Origin of the sequence: Flavobacterium sp. C4GT6, from assembly GCF_036347315.1 — a bacterium.
Classification (GTDB): Bacteria; Bacteroidota; Bacteroidia; order Flavobacteriales; family Flavobacteriaceae; genus Flavobacterium.
In genome coordinates this window covers 1-24,890 of record NZ_JAZGZU010000021.1, presented here as the reverse complement: position 1 = coordinate 24,890, position 24,890 = coordinate 1, and the positions used below count along the sequence as shown (strand labels likewise).

Annotated in this window: 18 protein-coding genes and 1 pseudogene; 13 read left to right on the top strand and 6 right to left on the bottom strand. The window is 38.9% G+C overall.

All coding sequences use genetic code 11. The annotated features are described in order from the left end of the window. On the top strand, positions 1-1,578 hold a 1,578-nt coding region (locus V3Z67_RS17240), incomplete at its 5' end, for a T9SS type A sorting domain-containing protein (RefSeq protein ID WP_330444499.1). A 54-nt stretch (positions 1,579-1,632) separates the two neighbouring features. Further along, the gene (locus V3Z67_RS17235) at positions 1,633-2,493 is read left to right on the top strand and encodes an outer membrane beta-barrel protein (RefSeq protein ID WP_330444498.1); all 861 of its coding nucleotides are present in this window, start codon (positions 1,633-1,635) and stop codon (positions 2,491-2,493) included. Positions 2,494-2,554: 61 nt separating this feature from the next. Here V3Z67_RS17235 and V3Z67_RS17230 read toward each other — a convergent pair whose 3' ends face one another. The 6 genes and pseudogenes from V3Z67_RS17230 to V3Z67_RS17205 all read right to left on the bottom strand — a co-directional run bounded on the left by V3Z67_RS17230 (position 2,555) and on the right by V3Z67_RS17205 (position 10,662). Beyond that, positions 2,555-2,977 (bottom strand): hypothetical protein, encoded by a 423-nt coding sequence (locus tag V3Z67_RS17230; protein ID WP_330444497.1) that lies wholly within the window; start codon positions 2,975-2,977, stop codon positions 2,555-2,557. A 7-nt stretch (positions 2,978-2,984) separates the two neighbouring features. Beyond that, positions 2,985-4,093 (bottom strand): annotated as a pseudogene (locus V3Z67_RS17225) (GH39 family glycosyl hydrolase). 241 nt (positions 4,094-4,334) lie between these two features. Further along, positions 4,335-5,777 (bottom strand): TolC family protein, encoded by a 1,443-nt coding sequence (locus tag V3Z67_RS17220; RefSeq protein ID WP_330444496.1) that lies wholly within the window; start codon positions 5,775-5,777, stop codon positions 4,335-4,337. Further along, positions 5,770-8,964 carry an efflux RND transporter permease subunit gene (locus V3Z67_RS17215; RefSeq protein ID WP_330444495.1) on the bottom strand — a complete coding sequence of 1,065 codons (3,195 nt, stop codon included), beginning with the start codon at positions 8,962-8,964 and terminating at the stop codon, positions 5,770-5,772. Before V3Z67_RS17215 ends, V3Z67_RS17220 begins: the two co-directional genes overlap by 8 nt. Before the next feature lie 24 nt (positions 8,965-8,988). Next, entirely contained in the window at positions 8,989-10,071 is a 1,083-nt protein-coding gene (locus V3Z67_RS17210) for an efflux RND transporter periplasmic adaptor subunit (RefSeq protein WP_035134326.1), read from the bottom strand. Positions 10,072-10,254: 183 nt separating this feature from the next. Continuing rightward, positions 10,255-10,662: a hypothetical protein gene (locus tag V3Z67_RS17205; protein ID WP_330444494.1), complete on the bottom strand. Its 408-nt coding sequence runs from the start codon at positions 10,660-10,662 to the stop codon at positions 10,255-10,257. Positions 10,663-11,023: 361 nt separating this feature from the next. Between V3Z67_RS17205 and V3Z67_RS17200 the strand changes: the two genes are divergently transcribed. From V3Z67_RS17200 to V3Z67_RS17150, 11 genes are all read left to right on the top strand, one after another. Continuing rightward, positions 11,024-11,236, top strand: coding sequence for a hypothetical protein (locus V3Z67_RS17200; RefSeq protein WP_330444493.1), 213 nt, complete (start codon positions 11,024-11,026; stop codon positions 11,234-11,236). Between the two features lie 331 nt (positions 11,237-11,567). Beyond that, the gene (locus tag V3Z67_RS17195) at positions 11,568-13,220 is read left to right on the top strand and encodes an AMP-binding protein (RefSeq protein ID WP_442902274.1); all 1,653 of its coding nucleotides are present in this window, start codon (positions 11,568-11,570) and stop codon (positions 13,218-13,220) included. A 269-nt stretch (positions 13,221-13,489) separates the two neighbouring features. After that, on the top strand, positions 13,490-14,347 hold the full coding sequence (gene hisG / locus V3Z67_RS17190) for an ATP phosphoribosyltransferase (RefSeq protein WP_330444491.1): 858 nt from the start codon (positions 13,490-13,492) through the stop codon (positions 14,345-14,347). A gap of 3 nt (positions 14,348-14,350) precedes the next feature. Beyond that, a complete protein-coding gene (gene hisD, locus V3Z67_RS17185; protein WP_330444490.1) occupies positions 14,351-15,643 on the top strand; it encodes a histidinol dehydrogenase in 1,293 nt (430 codons plus the stop codon). Beyond that, a complete protein-coding gene (hisC, locus tag V3Z67_RS17180; RefSeq protein ID WP_330444489.1) occupies positions 15,636-16,658 on the top strand; it encodes a histidinol-phosphate transaminase in 1,023 nt (340 codons plus the stop codon). The genes hisD and hisC overlap by 8 nt, the downstream gene beginning before the upstream one ends. Then, a complete protein-coding gene (gene hisB, locus V3Z67_RS17175) occupies positions 16,655-17,743 on the top strand; it encodes a bifunctional histidinol-phosphatase/imidazoleglycerol-phosphate dehydratase HisB (protein ID WP_330444488.1) in 1,089 nt (362 codons plus the stop codon). Before hisC ends, hisB begins: the two co-directional genes overlap by 4 nt. Continuing rightward, on the top strand, positions 17,740-18,318 hold the full coding sequence (hisH, locus tag V3Z67_RS17170) for an imidazole glycerol phosphate synthase subunit HisH (RefSeq protein WP_330444487.1): 579 nt from the start codon (positions 17,740-17,742) through the stop codon (positions 18,316-18,318). The genes hisB and hisH overlap by 4 nt, the downstream gene beginning before the upstream one ends. Beyond that, entirely contained in the window at positions 18,315-19,028 is a 714-nt protein-coding gene (gene hisA / locus V3Z67_RS17165) for a 1-(5-phosphoribosyl)-5-[(5-phosphoribosylamino)methylideneamino]imidazole-4-carboxamide isomerase (RefSeq protein ID WP_330444486.1), read from the top strand. Before hisH ends, hisA begins: the two co-directional genes overlap by 4 nt. After that, a complete protein-coding gene (gene hisF / locus V3Z67_RS17160; protein WP_330444485.1) occupies positions 19,022-19,774 on the top strand; it encodes an imidazole glycerol phosphate synthase subunit HisF in 753 nt (250 codons plus the stop codon). The genes hisA and hisF overlap by 7 nt, the downstream gene beginning before the upstream one ends. Beyond that, positions 19,771-20,358, top strand: coding sequence for a bifunctional phosphoribosyl-AMP cyclohydrolase/phosphoribosyl-ATP diphosphatase HisIE (gene hisIE / locus V3Z67_RS17155; RefSeq protein WP_330444484.1), 588 nt, complete (start codon positions 19,771-19,773; stop codon positions 20,356-20,358). Before hisF ends, hisIE begins: the two co-directional genes overlap by 4 nt. A gap of 177 nt (positions 20,359-20,535) precedes the next feature. Further along, the coding region (locus V3Z67_RS17150; protein WP_330444483.1) for a beta strand repeat-containing protein at positions 20,536-24,890 on the top strand (4,355 nt) is incomplete at its 3' end.

The window sequence follows — 24,890 nt, the reverse complement described above, 5'->3', positions numbered from 1 at the left end:
ATAACATGGACTTATGACGACGGGAACGGGAATACAAGTACACAAACACAGTCTGTTGTAGTGGATGATACTACTGCTCCTGTAGCAGATGTAGCTACACTTACAGACATTGTTAACTACTGTAGTGTTATGAGTGATGAAATTCCGGTTCCAACTGCTACAGACAACTGTACCGGTTTACTTATCGCTACTACTACAGATCCGTTAGATTATACAGAAGTAGGTACATATGTAATAACATGGACATATGACGATGGTAATGGAAACACTACCACTCAAACTCAAAATATAACAGTTGAGGAGTCTACTCTTAATGCTGTAACATTTGATAACGGAACATTTACTTATGACGGAACTGTTCATACAATAGAGATTAATAACTTACCTGCAGGTGCTACTGTTTCATACAGTACATCTCCTGAAACAGGTTCTGACAACGGTGCTGTGAATGCAGGTACTTACACTGTAACAGCTACTGTTGATCCGCAACCGGAAGCATTTAACTGTGAATCAATTGTACTAACGGCTACAATTACTATAGATCAGGCTCCTCAAACAATCACTTTTGATCCGCTTCCTGTTAAAAACCTTGAAGCTGATCCTGATTTCCAACTGGATGCAACTACAAGTTCAGGTTTAGAGGTATACTACACATATACTTATACTTCACCAGACCCAGCTGCTGACGTTTCATCTGAAGGATGGGTAGACATGCTTACATCAGGAGAAATTACAATTACAGCACATCAGGATGGTAACGAAAACTACCTTCCGGCTGCAACTGTTTCTCAGGTTCTTGTAATAGAAAGTAGTGATACTTCTATCTTCGGTATGACTGTAGGTGATGTAACTTACGACACTCCTCCAAGCGAGATTTATCACTTAATTGACTGTGGTGATGATTCTGACTCTGTAGAAGTAACTATCGTAACAGAAGTGGGTGCAACTGTAACCCCAGGAAACACATTTACTATCCAAACTCCACAGCCAGGTATCTACTCTTATGTGGTAACGGTAACATCTCAGGATGGTACATCTGTTGAAACATATACTATAGTTGTTGAAAGAAGGTTTGATTTCTCTGACATTGTAGTTCAGAAATTTGATAACGTACTATTAGTAAACAACAACCCTCAAAACAACGGAGGCTATGAATTTACTGATTACGAATGGTATAAAAACGGTGTTCTTGTAGGTACTGGTCAGTACTTCTCTGAAGGTAACAGCCAGTCTGACACACTAGATCCAACTGCCGAATATATGGTTAAAGTAACCACTATTGATGGTGACATACTACAAACATGTTTAGGCCAAACACAGTTACAGCATGCAAGTGCTGCAAGGTTATATCCTAACCCTGTAACATACGGACAACTGATTACTGTTGAGGCTGATTTCCTTGAAAGTGAACTTGAAAACATGACTATTGCTGTTTACAACCTTAACGGTGCTCTTATAACAGAGGTACAGTCTTCTTCAAGAATAACACAACTGCAATTGCCGTTACAGGCTGCTACTTATATCGTAGTACTTAAAACGCCAAACAACAGTAAAACTTTCAAAGTTCTTGTACAGTAAATAAAATAATTCTGCCGCTACAGCGGCAGAATTTATACCATTAAAAATAATATTATGAACAAAAATAAATTCACACAGCTTTCAGCCAAATCGGTAATGGCAGCCTTGCTTCTCATGGGGCTTGGAAAAGCAAATGCACAGGAGGAAAAAAGCGAATTTTCTGTATATGCCGGTGGTATATTCTCATCCATATACTATGACCTTGATCAGGGTCAGGTAGACCATGACAATGGAGTACAGTTAGGATTAAAATATGCTTTTTACCTAAATGAAAACTGGAGTATTGGTCTTGGTGCCGAATATCAAACCTATAATTCAACTGCAAGGTTTGACTATCTTATAGGAAGTTATAATACTACTGATTTTGAAAACGATCCTTTTGAGTTCAGATACACAACGAGGTCTTACAGAGAGAGCCAGAAACTGGAATATGTAAATGTACCGTTAACAATTCAGTTTGAAACAGGTGACGGTATTACCGATTTCTACGTATCTGCCGGAGTAAAAGCAGGCTTTGCAATGAAAGGCCGTTATGAAACTAAAATGGATGCATTAACAACCAGTGGTTATTATCCGCAGTACAATGCCGAATTATTCGGACCTACCTTTATGGGATTCGGTTCATTTTATCAGGTGAATGCAGGAAAACAGGATCTTGAAACTAAAATAGCATGGTCTGGTACACTTGAAACCGGTGTTAAACAATATATTGGTGAAAGATCTTCATGCTACATAGGTGTTTTTGTTGACTATAGTTTTAACTCAATTGCCGATAACAAAGACCAAAACATGATAAACTATCCGTCAGATGAAATGCCGGTAGACTTACAGTTTAATTCAGTTATTAATTCATCTTACTCTAAAGATGTACGTTTAATAGCTTATGGTGTAAAACTACGTTTTGCATTCTTTTAAAGCGTTAAACTTCAACATACAAAAAAAGCAGCCTCTCTAAAGGCTGCTTTTTTATTTTATATTATATCTTCCTCAAACTTATGAAGAATACATCGTTCTCCCTTAAATCAAGTTGCTTGGTAAAATTACCATCCTTCCCTATTTTAACTTCCTCCCTGTAAACAGGAGAACCATTATTATTTTTCTTAATTTGGGTTACCTGCTCTCTGTTTAACTGCGATGGTCTGCCTAAGTCATAATAGTGAGTATAAGCATTATTAACCTTGTACCCTGTTTGACTTACTTCAAGACTATATTTTCCTTTTTCCAGTCCGGATACAGCAATTTCAAGTTTACCTTTTGTTTTAGCCGGTAAGTCTTTTATATAGTACACCTGATTATTAATGGAATCTCCGGGATGTGTATTGGTAAAATCCCATGCCAGTAACTGTAAGTCTCCATTATCGGTTTTACATGCCCACGAGTGTTTATCGTTGTTTACCAACTCTATATCACCCAGTTTTATTTAAAAATGAATAGAAATAATACACAGGCTTTTTAATTCCCTGAATAGTTTGTAACCCAAAAACACCGTGAAAGGGAGTAAAACGTGGACCAGCCTCTTCAAAAATATCAGTAAATACCCAATATGACATTGAGTTAACCGTATTCCCAACCTGCTTTAATTTTTCCAATACATAAGTTGCCAGATAGTAACTGTCGTGAATTGGATCGGCGGGAGTGTATGACGAACTCCATTCAGTATAATGCAGTTCCAGTCCCGGAATTTTAGACGATTCTATCTCATTTCTGGAGTTTATAACATCGCCACTAACCGCCATTTCATCTTTATTCAAAACCGTACCGCTGTTACCAAACTCATCCAGAAACCCCTGTTTTACACCATAGGAATGGGTTGTTACAAAATCGATTGTCACATTATTTTTATAACAGAAATCAATCATTTCGGGTACCCAGTCTGCTCCTGCCGTTGCAGGCCCTCCTACTTTATATTCTTTATTTACACCTTTAACAGCTTTTGCAGTATATTGGTAAAGTTTAAAATATTATTCCTGAGTACCTGCCCAAAAATCATCAAGGTTAGGTTCATTCCATACCTCAAAATACCAGCTTTTCACTTCCTCCTCACCATATCTTTCGGTAAAGTGTTGTACTAAATTAGTTATTAATCCTTCCCATTTATCATAATCTTTAGGCGGAGTAACATTACCTCTCCACCAAAAATAATTTTATCGCCACTTGCTAAAGGTGAAGGCATAAAGCCCAACTCTACAAAAGGCTTAACATTTATACTTAGTAAATAATCAAATAATGGATCTATGCACTGATAGTTATATTGGGGATTTCCGTTTTTGTCTTCCTTATAAACAGCCATATCATCTACCAGTAAACCATGCATACGAATATACCTAAAACCGCAGTCCTGTTGTGCTAAAGCTAACTGTTGCTGCCAGTCGGCCCTAAGCCCTTCGTTTGCGCGCCCGGCTCCTAGACTCTCGTTAAAGAATTTGTTTAGCTTTCCCTGTATTTTGTTCAGGTCTACTTCTATACGTCTTACTGTTTGCTGTTTTGTTTGTGAAATAGCATTTTGAGACCCCATACTCAAAACAGCCGACAAAACCATACCTGTTTTAAACAGCTTTTTTTGATAATCCTGTAATTTTATTTTTGATAATTAATTATTGATTTACTTATGGTCAAATATACTATAAGATATTTATTCTACAATAATTTTCAGAAAAAGCATAAAAAAACCTCCGGCACAAATTGCACCGGAGGCACTCACGATAAATAGTCGCGACCTTCTTACAAAGGAAAAACAATATATAAACACCAGAAATTTACTTCCATCCGCCACCTAAAGCCTTATAGATATTAACCATAGCATTCATTTGTGCTTTTTTGGTCTCTATAAGGTCAAATTTAGATTCAAGCGCGTCACGCTGCGTCATTAACACCTCCATATAATCGGCCCTTGCCGATGTGAACAGGTCGTTAGAGATATTAATTGACTGCGTTAAAGCATCTACTTCTTTAGACTTAAGGTCATAACTTTCCTTAAGGTTATTGATATTAGAAAGCTCATTAGCTACTTCTATATAAGCATTAAGTATCGTTTTCTCATAATTGAAAACGGCTTGTAGCTGTTTAGAGTTTGCACTGTAATAAGTAGCCTTAATTGCATTTCTGTTAATTAACGGAGCTGCTATATCACCCGCAAGGGAATACAATAGTGACTCTGGAGTCTTAACCAAATATGCCGGGTCAAATGCCTGGAAGCCTATACCTGCTGATATACCCAGTGAAGGATAAAATCTGGCTTTAGCAACCTTAACATCCAGTTTTGCTGCTGCTAACTCGAATTCAGCCTGTTTAACGTCAGGACGGTTTTCAAGCAATTGTGACGGAATACCGGCATAAATGGTTTCAGGCACTAAATTGATAAAGTTTTGATGATCTCTGGCTACAGGCTGAGGGAACCTACCCACAAGGAAGTTAATCCTGTTTTCGGTTTCAACAATTTGCTGCTTTAAATCAAACTGTATACTTTTTGTATGTAATAACTGTGCTTCAAATCGTTTTACGGCAAGCTCTGTAACACGTGCTGACTGTTTTTGAAGCTTCACGATATTAAGTGCATTGCTTTGTATCTCGATATTTTGGTTTACAAGTGCCAACTGATTGTCTAACGCTAAAAGCTCATAGTATGAGTTAGCTATTTCGGCAATAAGATTAGTAACCATAAAGTTTTTACCTTCAACAGTAGCAAGATAGTTGCTAATTGCTGATTTTTTGGCATTGTGCAGTTTGTTCCAAATATCTATTTCCCAGTTGGCATAAGCCCCAATCATATAATCAGGAAGCGGTTCAGGGAATTCTTTACCGGGTTTAATTTCAGTATTGGCATCATTAGCCCCCTGGCTGGTATACCTTCCTACTTTTTCAATTCCGGCACCACCTTTAACTCCTACAAACGGAAGATACTCCCCTTTTCTGGCTTTTATCTCATTTCTGGAAATTTGTATTTCCTGCATAGTGATATTAAGTTCCTGATTATTTTTTAATGCAACATCAATCAGGGTATCCAGATACGGATCTGTAAAATATTCTTTCCACTTAAGCTGAGCTATGTTTGTAGTATCCTGCGAGTCGTTAAAACTCGCAGGGGTTTCTGTATTTGCTTCACGCTGAACTAAAGAAGGTGTTTTACATCCTGTAAATGTTAGCGCAAGGCATCCTGCTACTACATATACATATTTATATTTACTAAACATCTTACTCATTTTCATCAGTATTATCGAAATTATCTATTTGATGTACAAACTCATCAGATAATGAGCTCTCATCTTCATCCTTAATCAGTTTTCTTCCGTCAGCAAGGGAACCGAAAATGTAGTACAGTCCCGGAACTATAATTACACCGAAAATAGTACCGAATAACATACCCCCCATTGCAGATGCACCAATGGTTCTGTTACCAATCGCACCCGCACCTGTTGCAATAATCAACGGAATTAGTCCCGCAATGAAGGCAAAAGACGTCATAAGAATAGGACGGAAACGTACCTTAGCTCCTTCAATAGCAGCCTCAAGTATCGTAGAGCCCTGACTGTGCTTGAGGACAGCAAACTCCACAATAAGTACGGCATTCTTACCGAGTAGCCCCACGAGCATGATAAGACCAATTTGCGCGTAAATATCGTTTTGAAGTCCCATTAATTTAAGGAGCATAAACGAACCGAATACACCCACAGGTAGTGAGAATATTACCGCAAGCGGTATAATAAAGCTTTCATACTGTGCTGCAAGTACAAAGTATACGAACGCAAGTACAATAAGGAAAATGTAAAGCGACTCGTTACCTCTGCCAGCCTCATCATAAGACAGACCTTCCCATGCAATGTCATAACCTTTAGGAAGCGATTCTTTAGCTACCTCACGAATAGCCTGAATAGCATCTGCTGTAGTATAACCTGCTGCCGGAAGCCCCCTAATAGCTGCCGAATTGTACATGTTGTAACGTGTAATCTCGTTAGGTCCCTGTGTCTTTTTAAGTTTCATGAAGGCCGAATAAGGTACCATTTCACCATGATCGTTTTTAACGAAAAGGTTTAATACATCAGACGGTAATCTTCTGAATTTAGGATCTGACTGAACGTATACTTTAAAGAAACGACCAAACTTAATGAAACCCTGTTCGTAGGTACTACCAATAAGGATATCAAGGTTCTCCATTGCTTTACCAACAGAAACTCCTTTCTGCATAGCCAAATCGTTATCTATTTCAAGTTCATACTGAGGGTAGTTTGCTGCAAAGAAGGTAAATAGACCTGTAAGCTCTTTACGTTTACCTAAATCCTCAAGGAATTTTTTATTAATCTTATCGAAATCCTGATAATCAGTAGTGGTATTTTTATCTAACAAACGCATTGAAAATCCTCCTGATGAACCAAATCCAGGGATGGCCGGCGGTTCGAAGAACTCAATTGTTGCTCCTAAACCTTTTGATTTTTCTTCCAGCTCTTCCATGATTTCGGTAACAGAGTGTTCCCTTTCATGCCATGTTTTAAGGTTAATAAGACAGGTACCGGCGTTTGAACCCCTACCTTCTGTCATAATCTCATAACCTGCAAGTGATGATACCGACTCTACTCCATCTACTTCCTCACAAATTTTCTGTAATCTTTGTGATACCTGGTTTGTTGTTTCCAGTGTAGATCCCGGAGGTGTTTGTATAATGGCATATATAGTACCCTGGTCTTCACTTGGTATGAAACCTGAAGGAAGCACCTGACTCTCAAAATAAATACCTGCACAGAAAGCACCTAATATTAAGAATGTAAGTAACCTTCTGCTAACTATCCTTTTTAATACTGCTACATATTTACCGGTAAGTTTATCAAAACCACGGTTAAATCCATCTAATGCTTTTGTAAATACATTTGGTTTAGAATGGTGTGTATGGTGATTTTTTAACAACATAGCACATAATACCGGCGTAAGGGTAAGGGCAATAATTGCCGAAATCACAATAGAACTCGCCATGGTAATAGAGAACTGCCTATAAAAGGTACCTACAGGACCTGTCATGAATGATATTGGTAAGAATACCGATACCATTACCGCAGTAATCGCTATAATCGCACCACTAATTTCACCTAATACCCTTTTTACTGCCTGATAGGGCGTTATGTTAGGAAACTCGTCAAACTTGGCGTGAACGGCCTCCACCACCACAATAGCGTCATCTACCACAATACCAATTGCAAGTACAAGTGCAAACAGGGTTACAAGGTTAATAGATAACCCAAAAAACTGTATTACAAAGAATGCCCCTACGAGCGACACCGGTACCGCAAGTATAGGTATAAGTGTAGATCTCCAGTCGCCAAGGAAAACAAACACTACAATTGCCACAAGAATAAAGGCATCCCTTAGCGTATGGATAACCTGCTCAATAGAGGCATCAAGGAATTGGGAAACGTCATAACTAATTTTGTAATCCATGCCCGGAGGGAAAGTTTCCTTCATCTCCTCAAGTTTCGATTTTACGGCAGCGATTACATCACTCGCGTTACTACCATAGTTTTGTTTTAATACTATGGAAGCCGATGGGTGTCCGTCAAGGTTAGAGTAAATATCGAAGAATTCACTTCCTAACTCTACTTTACCTATATCACCCAGGCGAATACGCTCACCATCGGCATTAGCACGAACAATAATATTTTCGTATTCAGATGGTTCACTGTACCTACCCTTATAGGTTAATACATATTCTAACGACTGGGCTTCGATACCCGAACTTTGCCCGATACGACCCGGACGACCTACAATACTTTGTTCGGCCATTGCGTCCATAACCTCATCAACAGATACATGGTAAGCTCTCATACGGTCTGGGTTTAACCAAACACGCATTGCATAGGTTCTACTACCTAATATTTGAGATCTTGCCACACCCTTAATCCTGTTGATTTCAGGGATCATTTTTACGTTAGCATAGTTGTACAGGAACTTTTCGTCCATGTTTTTGCCGGTTGCATACAGGTTAACGTACATCAACATACTCGGCTGGATTGGGGTAATTACAACCCCTTCACGTTGAACCAGTTCGGGCAAGAGGGGCATAACCTGGTCGACCCTCGTTTTTACCCTGATTACCGCCTGGTTAGGGTCGGTACCCGGTTCAAAAATAATTCTTAATGTAGCTTCACCTGCACTGGTTGCATCGGTAGCCATATAACGCATGTCCTGAACACCATTAATAGAGTTCTCTAAGGTAATCAGGGTCGATTTTACTAATACGTCTGCACTGGCCCCAGGGTAAGCTATAAAAACATTTACGGTAGTTGGCGCAATTTGGGGGAATTGCGATATTGGCAACTGTTTGATTGCCAACGAACCTACAAATACGATAATAATAGATATTACTATCGCAAATACAGGCCTATGTATGAATTTATTAAACATTTGATCTTTTTTTAAGTTATTCCATTATTCTGCATATAGCTCCAAATGAGATATAACATGTTTAGGGTCTTCCAGTTTGTATTCTATTTCCTCGTTTTCTTTAACAAGACGGATACCTTCCAGAAGAATCTTATCACTTTCTGATAAGCCTGATTCGATAATAAAGATGTGTGGCAGCTCGGCAGCTATTTTAATCTCTCTTGATTTTATCTTATTATCTTTATCCAATACATAAACATATTTCTTTTCAAGCACCTCAAAAGTTGCTTTTTGCGGAATGATCATGGCGTTTTGGAACGGTATTTTCATTTGAATACTACCCGTTTCACCATGTCTTAATAATCCGTTTGGATTAGGGAATGTAGCCCTGAAAGGTATGTTACCGGTTTCGTTATCAAAATCGGCTTCAATGGTTTCTACAATACCCTCCTGGTTGAATAACTTGTTGTTAGCCATTAACAGGCCTACTTTAGCTTTACCTCCTTCTTTAGCAGATTCTTTATAATCAAGGTATTCTGCCTCAGGTACGTTATAGTACACCCACATTTTACTGTTATCAGATAGATTAGTTAACAAATCTCCTTCGTCTACAAGACTACCCTGTCTAACATGGAAACGGTCAATAATACCGTCAAAAGGCGCTCTGATTTCGGTAAATCCAAGATGAACTTCTGCTAAAGCAAGCTCAGCCTTAGCTTTGTCATATTTCGCTTTAGCCATAGCAAGCTCGTTAGGAGCTACTACATTGCTATCTGCAAGTCTTTTTGTATTCTGGTATTCAATTTCAGCAAAATTAGCCTCTGCTTTTGCCTTTTGCATTTCTGCCTCATAGAGTTTAGGCATAATTTGGAATAGTAGCTGACCTTTTTTAACAGACTGGCCTTCATCTACATAAATCTTTTCAAGGTAACCTCTTTCCTGAGCCCTAAGTTCGATATGTTGTATCGAGTGTATCTGGCACACATATTCATCGGTAATGATGGTGTCCATTTTTACAGGGTTAGTAACAAGGAATTTAGTTTCAACTTCCTTCTCTTCTTTGTCTGTTTTGCAGCTTGTATGGCACAATAATGCACACAAACTCACGAGCATGAGTACTCTCTTCATAATAAATTTTGCTTTTTTAAAACAATACGATTTTCTTGATATTCTTTTTTCTGGTAGAGTTCGTGTATAACTAAATACACGAATATATATTCTTTTGGCCCTAAGCCGCGTGAATACACATAATGTTTAAATGCGAAAAATCAGGCAAACAAGAAGTTATCTACCTGAACAATGGGTTGAGAATCAAAGTCTGATTACTCGAAAAACAATATATTTCCTGTAAGATGAGAAATATGAAAGGGGTCTGCTATAGTATGGCAGACTTTCTTTTACGTATCTGTGAGAGTACCCTAAAGTTTGGGCATAAAGTGCAGTGGTAAAGTAATTGTTGATTTCCAGATATTTTTTGTAGGAAACCAGTTCTTCATCGTCACCTTCGTTATCGGTAACAACAAATTTTTCGGTTTGTTTTTCGGTTTGAGTCTTAAACGGAATTGACTTGAAGTAAGAAGCGTCATAATCCTGACTAAACCCAAAATCAAACTGTAATGCTAACGATTCAGCATTTTTCCCCAATGCATAACTATTGCGTTCCTGATAAGGATGAGCGTTTAAAACGCCCTGTCCCCCTAGCAGAACTACAAAAAGCATTAGAAAAAATCTGGTTAGCATATTTTTCATGGGCACCAAAATTACATAAACAAGATTATACTGGCAAGCAGTTTGATATTAAATATTAACACATCTTAACATACTGTAGTTTTCACTCGTTTTCGCTAACATTGTTAACATTAAATTTACATTAACTTCTTTAAAGCCAAATAATAAATTACTTTACGGCTTAATCCAAAAACAATGCCATAAAGCTATATTTTAACTAAAAAAATCACTATAACGATGTAGTTAAATCAAAACATATTATTAACAGAATCACTGTTTACGGTGATAATACCTGTTTACCCAGCCGCTATTTTATCATCTTTTAAAAGTATATTCAACAACCCCATAACGCATGGCAATAGACATATTTATTTTAGATACAGAAACTGTTTACACAAAAGAGGAAACATTTAATACCATAAAATCATTATTTACTAATAATCCCGAGGTTACCTTTAAAACAAAAAAGAATCCGTTTACAGGTGAAACTAACCTTAATATTGTTATTAATAAAGAAGATTATGTTATAGGTATACTTTTTAGTGATTATGAACAGGTAGCATAGGATTTTGAAGCATTAAAAGGTAAATCTAAACAGCCTCCAAAATATTTTATCCATTGCCTGTTAGGAAACGATCCTAATAATGATTACGACTATTATGCCGTTACTGTACTTGATTACATAATGGAGCTCCCTTATGCAGTATGCTACAGTCACGCACAAAAACAATGGATTCATTAACAAGAAGCAGCATACCCCTATTAATAATTCAACAATAAAAACAAAACACTTGTAATTCGTTATCAATTTTAAGAAGGAGTTTTATAATTTTATATCTCGGCTTTAGTTATACTATAAGTAATAAGCATAAATACATATCCAACTTAAAAAAATTATTTTGACAGATTACAATAACATCTCGTATGCCTCGGGACCATCTGCTATTCCGCTACTGGGGCAAACCATAGGGCAAAATTTAAAAGATACAGTAAAACGTTTCCCTGATAATGATGCCCTTGTGTGCGTTGAACAAAACTACCGTAGCTCATACAGCGAATTTTACAATCAAACGACCACTGTTGCCAAAAGCCTGCTGGCAAAAGGAATTGCAAAAGGCGAAAGGGTTGGTATATGGTCCCCCAACCGGTCTGAATGGGTATTACTGCAATATGCCACAGCCCGTGTAGGTATCATACTGGTAAACATTAACCCGTCTTACCGTTCCAGTGAACTGGAATATGTACTTAACCAGTCGGGCATAAAAATGCTGGTTTCAGCACTTTCTTTTAGAGGCAGTGATTACAAACAAATGGTTGAAGAAGTTGCTGCAAACTGCCCTACCCTAACCGAAACCATTTATCTGGATAAGGACTGGGATTCATTTTTGAGTCTGTCACAAACTATTAGCGACGAGACACTTGCCGAAGCCGAAAGTACCATACAGTTTGATGAGCCTGTTAATATACAATATACGTCGGGCACCACAGGCTTTCCAAAAGGTGTTACACTTACACACCATAATCTGCTTAACAACGGTTATTTTATTGGTGTACGCCTTAAATATACTGATGCCGACAGGGTTTGTATCCCTGTGCCGTTTTACCATTGCTTTGGTATGGTAATAGGTAACCTGTGCTGTACCTCACATGGTGCAACAATGGTAGTTCCGTCAGAAAGTTTTGATCCTGCCACAACGCTAAAAGCTGTGGAAAAAGAGAAATGCACATCACTATATGGCGTGCCAACTATGTTTATAGCCGAACTGGCACTCCCTGATTTTGAAAGTTATAACCTTACCAGCCTGCGTACGGGGGTTATGGCGGGTTCACCCTGCCCTGTAGAGATTATGAAACAGGTACAAAGCAAAATGTATATGAAAGAGGTATCTATTTGCTATGGTATGACCGAAACCTCCCCGGTATCCATACAAACAGTTATTGGTGCACCGTTAGAAAAACAGGTTAGCACTGTAGGAACTGTACAGGATCATCTTGAAATTAAAATAATAGACCCCGAAACAGGGCATGTAGTACCAAAAGGACAGCCGGGTGAACTTTGTACAAGAGGTTATTCGGTTATGTTGAAGTACTGGAACAATCCGGAAGCTACCTCAGTTGTGCTTGATGATGCCCGATGGATGCATACGGGAGATATTGCTGTTATGGATGAAGAGGGATACGTAAACATATCAGGCCGTATTAAAGATATTATAATACGTGGTGGCGAGAATATATCTCCACGTGAAATTGAAGAATTCCTGTATACCCATCCACATATTGAAGATGTACAGGTGATAGGTGTGCCCGACTCAAAATATGGCGAAGTGATTATGGCTTGGGTAAAAGCCAAAAAGGATTCCGGGCTGGAGGAAATTCATCTTCTAGACTTCTGTAAAGGCAAAATAGCACACTACAAAATACCTAAATACTGGAAGTTTACGGCTGATTTCCCTGTGACCATAACAGGAAAAGTACGTAAGGTAGAAATGCGTGAAATATCTATTAAAGAGCTGGGAATCGATGACTTACTAAAAATTAAAACATCGTAATTAAATTGTAAAAAATTCAAAAAAATTATGGCTGCCGTTTTTTAATTGAATTTATTTCTATATTTGCGAAGTACAAAAAGGACAAAATTTTACTATGATTTTTAATCAGCTACATCATCATCATTTTCAAACTGGCTCAAATGCGAGGAGGAAATGATATTGTAGTAACCTAAAATATTTTCTAAACCCGTTTGAGTAAAATCAGACGGGTTTTTTATTTAATCGAGCTCTCCCCTTCTGCTTTTTACTCAGGCATCATTCTAAAAACAATGAGTAAATTAAAGATAGCCGTTCAGAAAAACGGAAGGCTCAGCGAAAAATCGCTGCAACTGCTAAACAAATGTGGCATAAGGCTGCTAAACGGAGAGCGTACACTTAAAGCTTCTTCACAAAACTTCCCTATTGAGGTACTTTTCTTAAGGGACGACGATATTCCGCAATATGTAGAACAGTGCGTTGCCGATGTAGGCATACTGGGCGAAAATGAGGTTTGGGAACAAAACAAAAATATAACCGTAGTCAAAAAACTGGGATTTGCCAGCTGCAGGCTGTCCCTAGCTCTACCCAAACAAGCCCAATACAACGGAGTATCTTATTTCAACAATAAAAAGATAGCTACTAGCTACCCTTTTATCCTTCAGAAGTTTTTTGAAGAGAATAACATCTCTGCAGAAATAGAAACGATTAGCGGTAGTGTTGAAATTGCCCCGGGAATAGGCCTTGCCGATGGTATTTTTGACATTGTAAGTACGGGGAGTACTCTATTAATGAACGGACTTAAAGAGGTGGAAACCGTTACAAAAAGTGAAGCCGTACTTATTAGTAATCCTTCACTAAGCTCCGAAAAAGAAGACATTTTAAACCAGTTACTTTTCAGAATACAATCGGTTATAAATGCAGCCGAAAACAAATACATACTCCTTAATGCCCCAAACGATTCGGTACAACAGATATCACAGGTGCTGCCCGGCATGAAAAGCCCTACGGTACTTCCGCTAAAGGAAGAAGGATGGAGCAGTATACACTCGGTTATAGGTGAAGATGAGTTTTGGGACAACATAGACCGCCTTAAAACACTAGGTGCAGAAGGTATCCTTATTGTTAATGTAGAAAAAATGATTCTTTAAGCTATGGTACAAACCGTTTTATACCCAGAGAAAAATACATGGGAGGCTTTATGCCAAAGACCACAACTCCCGGTAACCGACCTTGAGAACCTTACCCGTCAGATTTTTGATGAAATAAGTAAAAAAGGTGATGATGCCGTAAAGAAATACACGGACTTTTTTGATGGTGTAATCCCCGATAACCTTCAGTTAACTGAAGATGAAATAACCAAAGGTGCTGCAAAGGTATCGACCGAACTAAAAGAGGCAATACAATTAGCTAAAGCCAACATAGAGGCTTTCCACGCTATTCAAAAAGAAAAGAAAAACAGTGTAGAAACCACACCTGGTGTAAGCTGCTGGAGGGAAAACAGAGCTATTGACAAGGTAGGGATTTATATCCCCGGCGGATCGGCACCTCTTTTCTCAACTGTTTTAATGCTTGCCATACCTGCAAAAATTGCAGGTTGTAATGAGATTGTACTTTGTACGCCACCCGATAAAAAAGGGGATGTAAACAATGCCATATTGTATGCTGCCCAACTTACCGGAATTACAAAAATATATCGTGTAGGGGGTATACAGGCTATTGGGGCAATGGCATTGGGTACAGAAACTATCCCGAAAACCTATAAGATATTCGGTCCGGGGAATCAGTATGTAACTGCTGCCAAACAAACCGCACTAAACTATGGTGTGGCTATCGATTTACCTGCCGGACCAAGTGAACTTTTAGTTATTGCCGACAGTACAGCTAATCCTGAATATATGGCAGCCGACCTTCTTTCTCAGGCAGAACACGGCCCCGATAGTCAGGTAGTACTACTTAGTGATAATAAAAAAATCATCAACAAAACAGCAAAAGCACTGGTAAAACAGGTAAATAGTTTACCCCGAAAGGAAATAGCTTTAAAAGCTCTCAACAACAGTAAAGCCATATTACTCACTGACTTGGCAGATTGTATAGCATTTAGTAACCTGTATGCACCGGAGCACCTTATTATAGCCAGTGATAATGCTGAAAATTATATAGATGATGTTACCAATGCCGGATCGGTTTTTCTGGGTAATTACAGTTGTGAGAGCGCAGGCGATTATGCCAGTGGTACCAATCACACCTTACCCACAAACGGATATGCTACAAGTTATAGCGGAGTATCGGTAGACAGTTTCATCAAAAAAATAACCTTCCAGAAAATAACCCGAGAAGGACTGCAAAATATCGGTCCGGCTATAGAAGTTATGGCTGCTGCCGAACAACTGGAAGCACATAAAAATGCGGTAAGCATACGATTAAAAGACATTGGTAATGAATAGTATAGAAAAAACAGTACGCCCTAATATACTGACACTTAAAGCTTACTCTTCCGCTAGGGAAGAATTTACAGGTAGTGAAGGCATATTCCTTGATGCTAATGAGAATCCGTTTGGAGAGCTAAATCGTTATCCTGATCCATTACAAAAAGAGCTAAAGAAAAGGCTTTCGGTAATTAAAGGAGTAGCTCCACAAAACATATTTACAGGCAACGGAAGCGATGAGGCCATCGACCTTTGTTTCAGGATATTTTGCGAACCGGGGAAAGACAAGGCGCTTACCTTCACTCCTACTTATGGTATGTATGAGGTATCAGCAACTATAAATAACACCGAGCTTATTAAAGTCCCTTTAGATAATGATTTCCAAGTTGATAAAAACAAAGCATTATTGGCATTAGAAGACGAAAGTATCAAACTGGTTTTTATCTGTTCACCTAATAACCCGACGGGAAATTGTTTAGATGCAGCCGAATTCATTATACAAAACTTTAAAGGTATTGTGATTGTAGACGAAGCTTATGCCGACTTCTGTTCCACCACACTGGCAAACAAATTGAAACAATACTCTAACCTGATTGTATTACAAACCCTAAGTAAAGCCTGGGGACTTGCAGCAGCACGTGTGGGTATAGCCTATGCATCACCTTTTATTATCAGTCTTTTCAATAAGGTTAAGCCTCCTTATAACATCAGTAAACTTAACTATACAGCTGCTATTAAGACTTTAGAGAATACCGATAATTATGAGGAGCAGAAAAAACTACTGCTTGAAGAGCGCCAAAAAATGAATGAAGCTCTGTCTCAAATCCCAATTGTAAGGAGAGTATATCCTTCGCAGGCTAACTTTTTACTGGTAGAGGTTAGTAATGCTAACTCTGTATACCAAAATCTTATACAACAGGGAATCATTATACGTAACCGAAACAAAGAAGTTAAAAACTGTATCAGGGTATCTATCGGTACACCACAGGAAAACAAAGCTTTACTAAACGCATTACAAAACATTACAGCATGAAAAAAGTACTATTTATAGACCGCGATGGTACATTGGTAATAGAGCCTCCTGTAGATTATCAGTTAGACAGCTTTGAAAAACTGGAGTTTTATCCGGGTGTATTTCACGGGCTTTCAAAAATTGCCCGCGAACTGGATTACGAATTGGTTATGGTTACTAATCAGGACGGACTGGGAACAGCCTCTTTCCCTGAAAACACATTTTGGCCGGCACAAAACAAAATCATTCAGGCATTTCAAAATGAAGGCATCACATTTAGTGAAGTGCTTATTGATAAAAGCTTCCCTGAAGATAACCAGCTTACTCGAAAACCGGGAACAGCTATGCTTACACACTATATAAAAGGTGATTATGATTTGGCAAGTTCCTACGTTATTGGCGACAGGCTAACCGATGTACAACTGGCAGAAAATATGGGATGTAAGTCGGTTTTCATTGGTAATGAATGCGACAGCGCTACCCTTGTAACCCAAAGTTGGGATATTATATACCAATACCTAAAAGCAAAGCCAAGGACAGCCACCGTTAAACGAAAAACAAGTGAAACCAATATAGCTATAGCACTTAACCTGGATGGCTCGGGTAAAAGTAATATCGATACCGGACTGGGCTTTTTCAATCACATGTTGGATCAGTTGGCACGTCACGGCAGAGTGGATTTAGACATTACAGTTAAGGGAGACTTGTTTATAGATGAACACCATACTATTGAAGATACTGCACTTGCACTGGGCGAAGCTTTTCTTAAAGCACTGGGCAGCAAAAAGGGAATTGAACGTTACGGTTTTCTGCTCCCTATGGATGATTGCCTTGCCCAGGTAGCTATTGATTTTGGTGGAAGACCATGGTTAGTTTGGGAAGCCTCCTTCAACCGTGAGAAAGTGGGCGAAATGCCTACCGAAATGTTTCTTCACTTTTTTAAATCATTTAGTGATACTGCTAAGTGCAACCTGAATATAAAAGCTGAAGGCGATAACGAACACCACAAAATAGAAGCGATTTTCAAGGCTTTTGCAAAAGCTATAAAAATGGCTATAAAACAAACAGATAATTATACTATACCCAGTACAAAAGGAGTGTTATGATAATAATTATAAAATACAATGCGGGTAATACCCAGTCGGTTGAAAATGCTGTTCGCAGGCTGGGTTATGACTGCATCATTACCAATGATATTGAAAATATTAAAAAAGCCGATAAGGTTATCTTCCCCGGTGTGGGAGAAGCAGCAACAGCCATGCAGCACCTACAGGCAAACGGACTCGATTTAATAATTAAAGAACTCAAACAGCCTGTTTTAGGGATATGCCTTGGGCTACAGCTTATGTGCAATTATAGCGAAGAAGGTAACACAAACGGACTGGGCATTTTTGATGTAAACGTAAAAAAATTCCCTCCTCTTGATATTGTGCCTCACATGGGTTGGAATACCCTGAACAACTGTAAAGGAGAACTGTTTACAGGTATTAGTGAAGAGGAACATTTTTACTTTGTACACAGCTATTATGCAGAAGAATCTCCCCTTTCGGTGGCACAATGTGATTACATCCTTCCCTACAGTGCTGCACTGCAAAAAGATAATTTTTATGCTGTGCAGTTTCATCCTGAGAAATCGGGTAAGGCCGGAGAACAATTATTAAAAAACTTTTTAAGCTTATGAGAATCATCCCAGCCATAGATATTATTAACGGTAAATGCGTACGCCTCACTAAAGGTGACTATGCCACCCAAAAAACATATAATGAAAACCCTGTAGAGGTTGCCCGATCCTTTGAAGATGCCGGAATTAAATACCTGCATTTGGTTGATTTAGACGGAGCCAAATCAGGCAACATCATTAACCATAAAGTACTGGAAAGTATTGCCACACAAACTAATCTTATTATTGATTTTGGTGGTGGTGTTAAATCGGACACCGATATACAAAAAGCCTTTGATTATGGTGCTTTACAAATCACTGCCGGTAGTATTGCTGTAAAAAATCCGAAAAAAATAGCCCAATGGCTTTCACAATATGAGGCAGATAAAATTATACTGGGAGCCGACTGCAACAACCGTAAAATAGCGATGAATGGTTGGCTACATGAAAGCGATACCGATGTATTGGAGTTCATACAAAGCTATCAAAAAAAGGGAATCAAAACAGTTATTTGTACCGATATCGCTAAAGACGGAATGCTACAGGGACCTTCAACAAATCTGTATAAAGAGATTATCGGTTCGGCAAACATCAATCTGATAGCCAGCGGAGGCATTACCAATATTCAGGATGTACTTGATATGAAAGCTATAGGATGTGAAGGTGCTATTATTGGCAAAGCACTGTATGAGGGAAAAATTGAACTTAAAGAATTAAGTAAACTATGCTAAAGAAAAGAATAATACCCTGCCTCGACATTAAAGACGGTAGAGTTGTAAAAGGAATTAATTTTGAAGGGTTAAGAGATGCAGGTAACCCGGTAAAACTAGCCTCCTGTTATGCACAGGAAGGTGCAGATGAGCTGGTTTTTCTGGATATTACCGCCACGCTGGAAAAAAGAAAAACACTCGCAAGTCTTGTTAACGAAATCGCCAAAGAGATTAATATCCCCTTTACTGTAGGTGGTGGCATAAACACACCTGATGATGCCGAACACCTTATAAGCCATGGGGCTGATAAGGTTAGTGTAAACTCATCGGCAGTTAAAAACCCTAAACTGATAAACCAGATAGCGAAAAACTGTGGCAGTCAGGCTGTAGTACTGGCTATTGATGCAAAAAAGGTAAACGGTAACTGGGAAGTATTCATTAACGGAGGTAAAACCGCAACAGGTATAGAACTTACCAGTTGGGCAAAATATGGCGAACAGCTTGGCGCAGGCGAAATACTGCTTACTTCCATGAATAACGACGGTACTAAAAACGGTTTTGCCATTGATGCCCTTAACATTGTTGGCAATAACGTAAACATCCCTGTTATAGCCTCAGGGGGGGCTGGCAGTATGGAACATTTCTCTACTGTATTTAGTAAAACAAAGGTTACCGCTGCACTGGCTGCCAGTATTTTCCATTACAACGAGATAAATATCAGCCAACTTAAAACCTATTTACAACAAAATAATATACCCGTAAGATGAAACCCGATTTTAATAAAACAAACGGACTTATACCAGTCATAATTCAAAACGCAACAACCCGGCAGATACTTATGCTGGGCTACATGAACGAAGAGGCTTTTACCAAAACGCAGCTTGAAAAGAGAGTAACTTTTTACAGCCGTAGCCGAAATGAGTTGTGGACAAAAGGAGAAACATCAGGCAATTACCTAAACGTAATATCAATGAACCTGGATTGTGACAATGATACTATTTTAATACAGGCAAAACCAATAGGCCCTACCTGTCACACAGGGGCTACAACCTGCTTTGGAGAGTCAGATAGCAAAGGTTTTCTGTACCAGCTTGAAGAGACGATTTCAGAAAGAATAGAGTATGATTCCGGTACTTCCTACACTAATACACTCTTTAAAAGAGGGATTAATAAAGTAGCTCAAAAAGTAGGTGAAGAAGCCGTGGAGTTAGTAATAGAGGCTAAAGATGATAATGAAGAATTATTTAAAAATGAAGCTGCCGATTTACTATACCATTTTTTAATCCTCCTTAAAGCTAAATCTTTAAATCTTAATGATATTGAGAAAGTTTTAGAAGAAAGAAGCAGGTAATTTATCTTAACAATGAAATAACCTAAATTACATTTTAACTTAATAATTAAATAATAACTAATTTTTGTTTTAACAGAAAAGAACTTATTAAATAAAGTTAACAAGTTTATTCGGAGGTTTTAAAAATACTGTATATTTAGCCCGTCAAAATCATCCTTATAAAATAATTTTTAGTCCATGAAAAAATTACTACTTTTATTAGGATTGATGAGTTGTGTACATTCCTTTGGGCAATGCCCGGGTGATACTCAGGCCCCTTATTCGGGCATAGCTTCGGGCTCAACGAGTATTTCTCAAAGAGGAAGAACGTCTACCTACACAAACGTCAATCTTAACGGTACCGGTACAAATGAAGCTTTTGTGACTCCGGGCGCAACCGTTACTTTTTCTTATGATTATTCAATGGTGTACAACACCGGCGGAGCATGTCCAACCTGTCCTACACAACACTTTGTAGGTATGAATAATGTGTTTACCAACTGTCATGAGGAAGGTACAGGAAACATTTCCACTTCATTTACCGCACCAACAGCAGAAGGGTCTTATTACATCACACAATCCAGTGACTGGGCAGTAGGATGTTATCCCTTTAACAGCTTTGACCCAAACAATTCATACGCTGCTGTTGCTGTACTGCATGTAGGGGCTCCAAGTTTAATCCCTCCTGCAAATGTTGTTGTAAACAGTACAACAGCTGCCTGTACCACAGTAGTAAACGGAATTAGAATTGTTGCTATTGATGATTGTGCTGATCCTATAACACTTACTTATGATATAACAGGTGCTACAACAGGAACAGGATCAGGTGATGCCAGCGGAACAACATTTAACGCAGGTGTTAGTACTGTAACTTATACGGCTACTGATTCATCTCTAAACAGTTCTACTGCTACATTTACAGTAACAGTAACCGGAACAACAGCTACCATAGGATCACAAACTAATGTTTCGTGTAACGGTAATGCCGATGGTACTGCAACTATTGATGTAACTGGAGGTATAACTCCTTATACCTATCTTTGGAGTGATGGACAGACAAATGCAACCGCTACAGGTCTGGCTGCAGCAGATTATACAGTAACTGTTACAGATGCTGTAGGTTGTACAACAACTGTTGATGTTACAATTACTGAGCCTAATCCTCTTGCTATAACTCCTTCTCAGGTTAATATTTTATGTAACGGTGATAATACAGGAGAAGCTACAGTAACAGTTACAGGTGGTACTGGTGTTTACACTTATGACTGGAGTGACGGGCAAGCAGGTGCTACCGCTACAGGATTAACAGCAGGGTCTTACTCTGTGGATATTACTGATGAAAGCGGATGTACATTAAGTGAGAGCTTTACAATAACCGAACTTCCTGCACTAACAGCAACTCCTACCGGTGTTGATATTGTTTGTAACGGAGATGCTTCGGGCTCGGCTTCAGTTGCTGTAACAGGTGGTGCAGCCCCATATACTTATTTATGGAGTACTACCGAAACTACATCTACTATTTCAAACCTTACTGCAGGAAATTATACTGTAGATATTGAAGATGCTAACGGATGTACTACAAATGCTTCGGTTACCATTAACGAATCCCCTGCTCTTGTACTTAGTGAAACTCATACGGATGTTCAGTGTAATGGTAATAATACTGGGGTAGCTTCTGTTATTGTAACAGGTGGTGCCACTCCTTATACTTACCTTTGGGATAACGGAGAAGAATCTGCCACTATTACAAACTTATTGGCAGGAACATATACTGTGCAAGTTAAAGACAACAATAACTGCACTAAATCGCTTACTATTGAAATACAGGAGCCAGATGCTTTAGAATCTACTCCTAGTCAGGTTGATATATTATGTAATGGCGATAACACAGGTGCAGCCTCTCTTACCATAACAGGTGGTGTGGGACCATATTCCTATTTGTGGGATACAGGTGAAATTACAGACAATATAGCTAACCTTGTTGCCGGTAACTATTCTGTAATTGTTACCGACGCTAACGGGTGTACTTTAACCCAATTATATACTATAGAAGAACCAGATCCTCTTTCTGTTAATCCTACCCAACAGAATATATTGTGTAATGGTAATGCTACAGGTTCGGCTACTGCTACAGTATCAGGAGGAACATCGCCTTACAATTACTTGTGGAGTAACGGCGAAGCTACAGCTACTATCAGTGGACTTACATCCGGAAACTATTCAGTAGGTATAACAGATGCTAATGGGTGTACAATTTCACAGTCATTCTTTATTAGTCAGCCAAATGCACTTACAGCTACCACAGCTAAAAGTGATATTGCGTGTAACGGTGATGATACAGGTGTAGCATCAATAACTGTTTCAGGTGGTGTTGCTCCCTATACGTATGAGTGGAGTAATGGTGAAGATACTGCTGCTATAACAGGACTAACTGCAGGTATTTATACTGTTGAAGTTACAGATACTAACGGGTGTACACTTACAAGATCTTTTGATATACAACAACCTGATCCGCTTTTTGCAACTACAACACAAATAGATGTTTTATGTAACGGTGCTGCAACTGGTGAAGCAACTATCACTGTAACCGGAGGTATTCCCCCTTATTCTTATTTATGGGATAATGGTCAGGCTACCCCTACAGCAACCGGACTTACTGCAGGAGCTCATTCTGTTTTTGTAAACGATGCTAATGGATGTACTTTAACACAATCAATCTTTATTGAACAACCAGATCCTTTAGTAGTAACTCCAAATACAACTAAGAGTGATGTACTTTGTAATGGTGGTACTTCGGGTAATGCAACCATAGTAGTTGAAGGTGGTGTAGCCCCTTACACCTATTTATGGAGTGACGGACAGGAAACTCTAACAGCAGTGGGTCTTGCTGCAAATATTTATACTGTTGAAGTAACCGATGCTAATGGATGTATTCTTAATTATGAATTTGATATTCAGGAACCGGCTGCTTTAACATCTACTCCGTCACAAACAAACATTATATGTAACGGTAATGCAACAGGAGCTGCTTCAGTTGTTATTAATGGAGGTGTTGCTCCATATACATATGAATGGAATACAGGAGCAACTACTGATGCTATTTCCGGACTTACTGCCGGTACTTACTATGTAACGGTAACCGATGATAACGGATGTATTTTGATACAAAACTTCAACATTAATGAGCCACCTGCATTAGCTGTAGGCCCTGCAACTGCTCAAACAGACATTCTTTGTAACGGAGCCTCTACCGGTAGCGCTACTATAGATGTAACTGGTGGTACCACTCCTTATTCATATTTATGGAGCGACGGACAAACAACACCTACTGCTACAGGACTTACAGCAGGTACTTATGATGTTTTAGTTACCGACTTTAATAACTGTACCTTATCTTATGAATTTGTAATTGATCAACCGGATGCATTACTACTTACTGCATCTCAAACAGATGTTCTTTGTAATGGTAATAATACAGGTGAAGCAACTGTTATTGTTGAAGGTGGTGTTACCCCTTACTCATACGACTGGAGTAACGGAGAGATAACAAGTACTATTACAGGACTTACAGCCGGTACTTACACTGTTGATATTACCGATGCTAACGGATGTAGTTTAACTCAGGAATTTATAATCGACGAACCGGAACTGCTTACAGGTACACCATCTCAGGTAGATGTACTATGTAACGGTAACAATACAGGTGAAGCTACTATAACAATGCAGGGCGGTGTTGAACCTTATAATTATGAATGGAGTGACGGACAAACTACTGCTACAGCAACCCAGCTCGTTGCCGGAGATTACAGCGTACTTGTAACCGATGCTAACGGATGTTCAATCACTCAGGATTATACTATAGATGAACCTGAACTGCTTACCGTAACTATTGACAGCACTAACATTACCTGTTTTAATGCTGCAAATGGTACAGCTACAGCTATCGTTGCCGGTGGGGTATTACCTTACCAATATGCATGGAGTAACGGTGAGACTACCGATATGATTGAAAACCTTACTCCGGGAGCTTACACGGTAACCATTACCGATGCTAACGGATGTACGGCTACTGCAACAGTAATTATAACACAGCCTTTACAGCTTACAGGTTTCATTGCACAAACCAATGTGTCATGTAACAGTGGTAGTAACGGTACGGCTACAGCTAATGCCAATGGCGGTACGGCTCCGTATACTTACCTTTGGAGTAACGGACTTACAACACAAACTATTTCAGGCTTAACAGCCGGAAGTTATAATGTAACCATTACCGATGTTAACGGTTGCCAGATTATTAAGGGATGTACTATCTCTCAGCCATCTCCACTTTTCATAACAGCGGGTCAAACCAATCCTACCTGTGTAGGTGCTGCTTATGGTGAGGCAAACGTAACTGCAGTGGGTGGTGTTATGCCATACACTTACCTTTGGAGTAACGGTGCTACTACAGCAAACATTACAGGTCTTACAGCAGGGACTTACAGTGTATTTGTAACCGATGCCAATGGTTGTTCTAACTCGGCAAACGTAATTATACAGGGACTTCCTGCAGC

Bases quoted from the DNA above. Each gene is read 5' to 3' on its own strand.
- hisC (WP_330444489.1), top strand. From the start codon at position 15,636: ATGAATAGTATAGAAAAAACAGTACGCCCTAATATACTGACACTTAAA.
- V3Z67_RS17205 (WP_330444494.1), bottom strand. From the start codon at position 10,662: ATGCTTTTTGTAGTTCTGCTAGGGGGACAGGGCGTTTTAAACGCTCAT.
- V3Z67_RS17220 (WP_330444496.1), bottom strand. From the start codon at position 5,777: ATGAGTAAGATGTTTAGTAAATATAAATATGTATATGTAGTAGCAGGA.
- V3Z67_RS17210 (WP_035134326.1), bottom strand. From the start codon at position 10,071: ATGAAGAGAGTACTCATGCTCGTGAGTTTGTGTGCATTATTGTGCCAT.
- hisIE (WP_330444484.1), top strand. From the start codon at position 19,771: ATGAAACCCGATTTTAATAAAACAAACGGACTTATACCAGTCATAATT.
- hisG (WP_330444491.1), top strand. From the start codon at position 13,490: ATGAGTAAATTAAAGATAGCCGTTCAGAAAAACGGAAGGCTCAGCGAA.
- V3Z67_RS17215 (WP_330444495.1), bottom strand. From the start codon at position 8,964: ATGTTTAATAAATTCATACATAGGCCTGTATTTGCGATAGTAATATCT.
- hisD (WP_330444490.1), top strand. From the start codon at position 14,351: ATGGTACAAACCGTTTTATACCCAGAGAAAAATACATGGGAGGCTTTA.
- V3Z67_RS17235 (WP_330444498.1), top strand. From the start codon at position 1,633: ATGAACAAAAATAAATTCACACAGCTTTCAGCCAAATCGGTAATGGCA.
- hisF (WP_330444485.1), top strand. From the start codon at position 19,022: ATGCTAAAGAAAAGAATAATACCCTGCCTCGACATTAAAGACGGTAGA.
- hisA (WP_330444486.1), top strand. From the start codon at position 18,315: ATGAGAATCATCCCAGCCATAGATATTATTAACGGTAAATGCGTACGC.
- V3Z67_RS17200 (WP_330444493.1), top strand. From the start codon at position 11,024: ATGGCAATAGACATATTTATTTTAGATACAGAAACTGTTTACACAAAA.
- hisH (WP_330444487.1), top strand. From the start codon at position 17,740: ATGATAATAATTATAAAATACAATGCGGGTAATACCCAGTCGGTTGAA.
- hisB (WP_330444488.1), top strand. From the start codon at position 16,655: ATGAAAAAAGTACTATTTATAGACCGCGATGGTACATTGGTAATAGAG.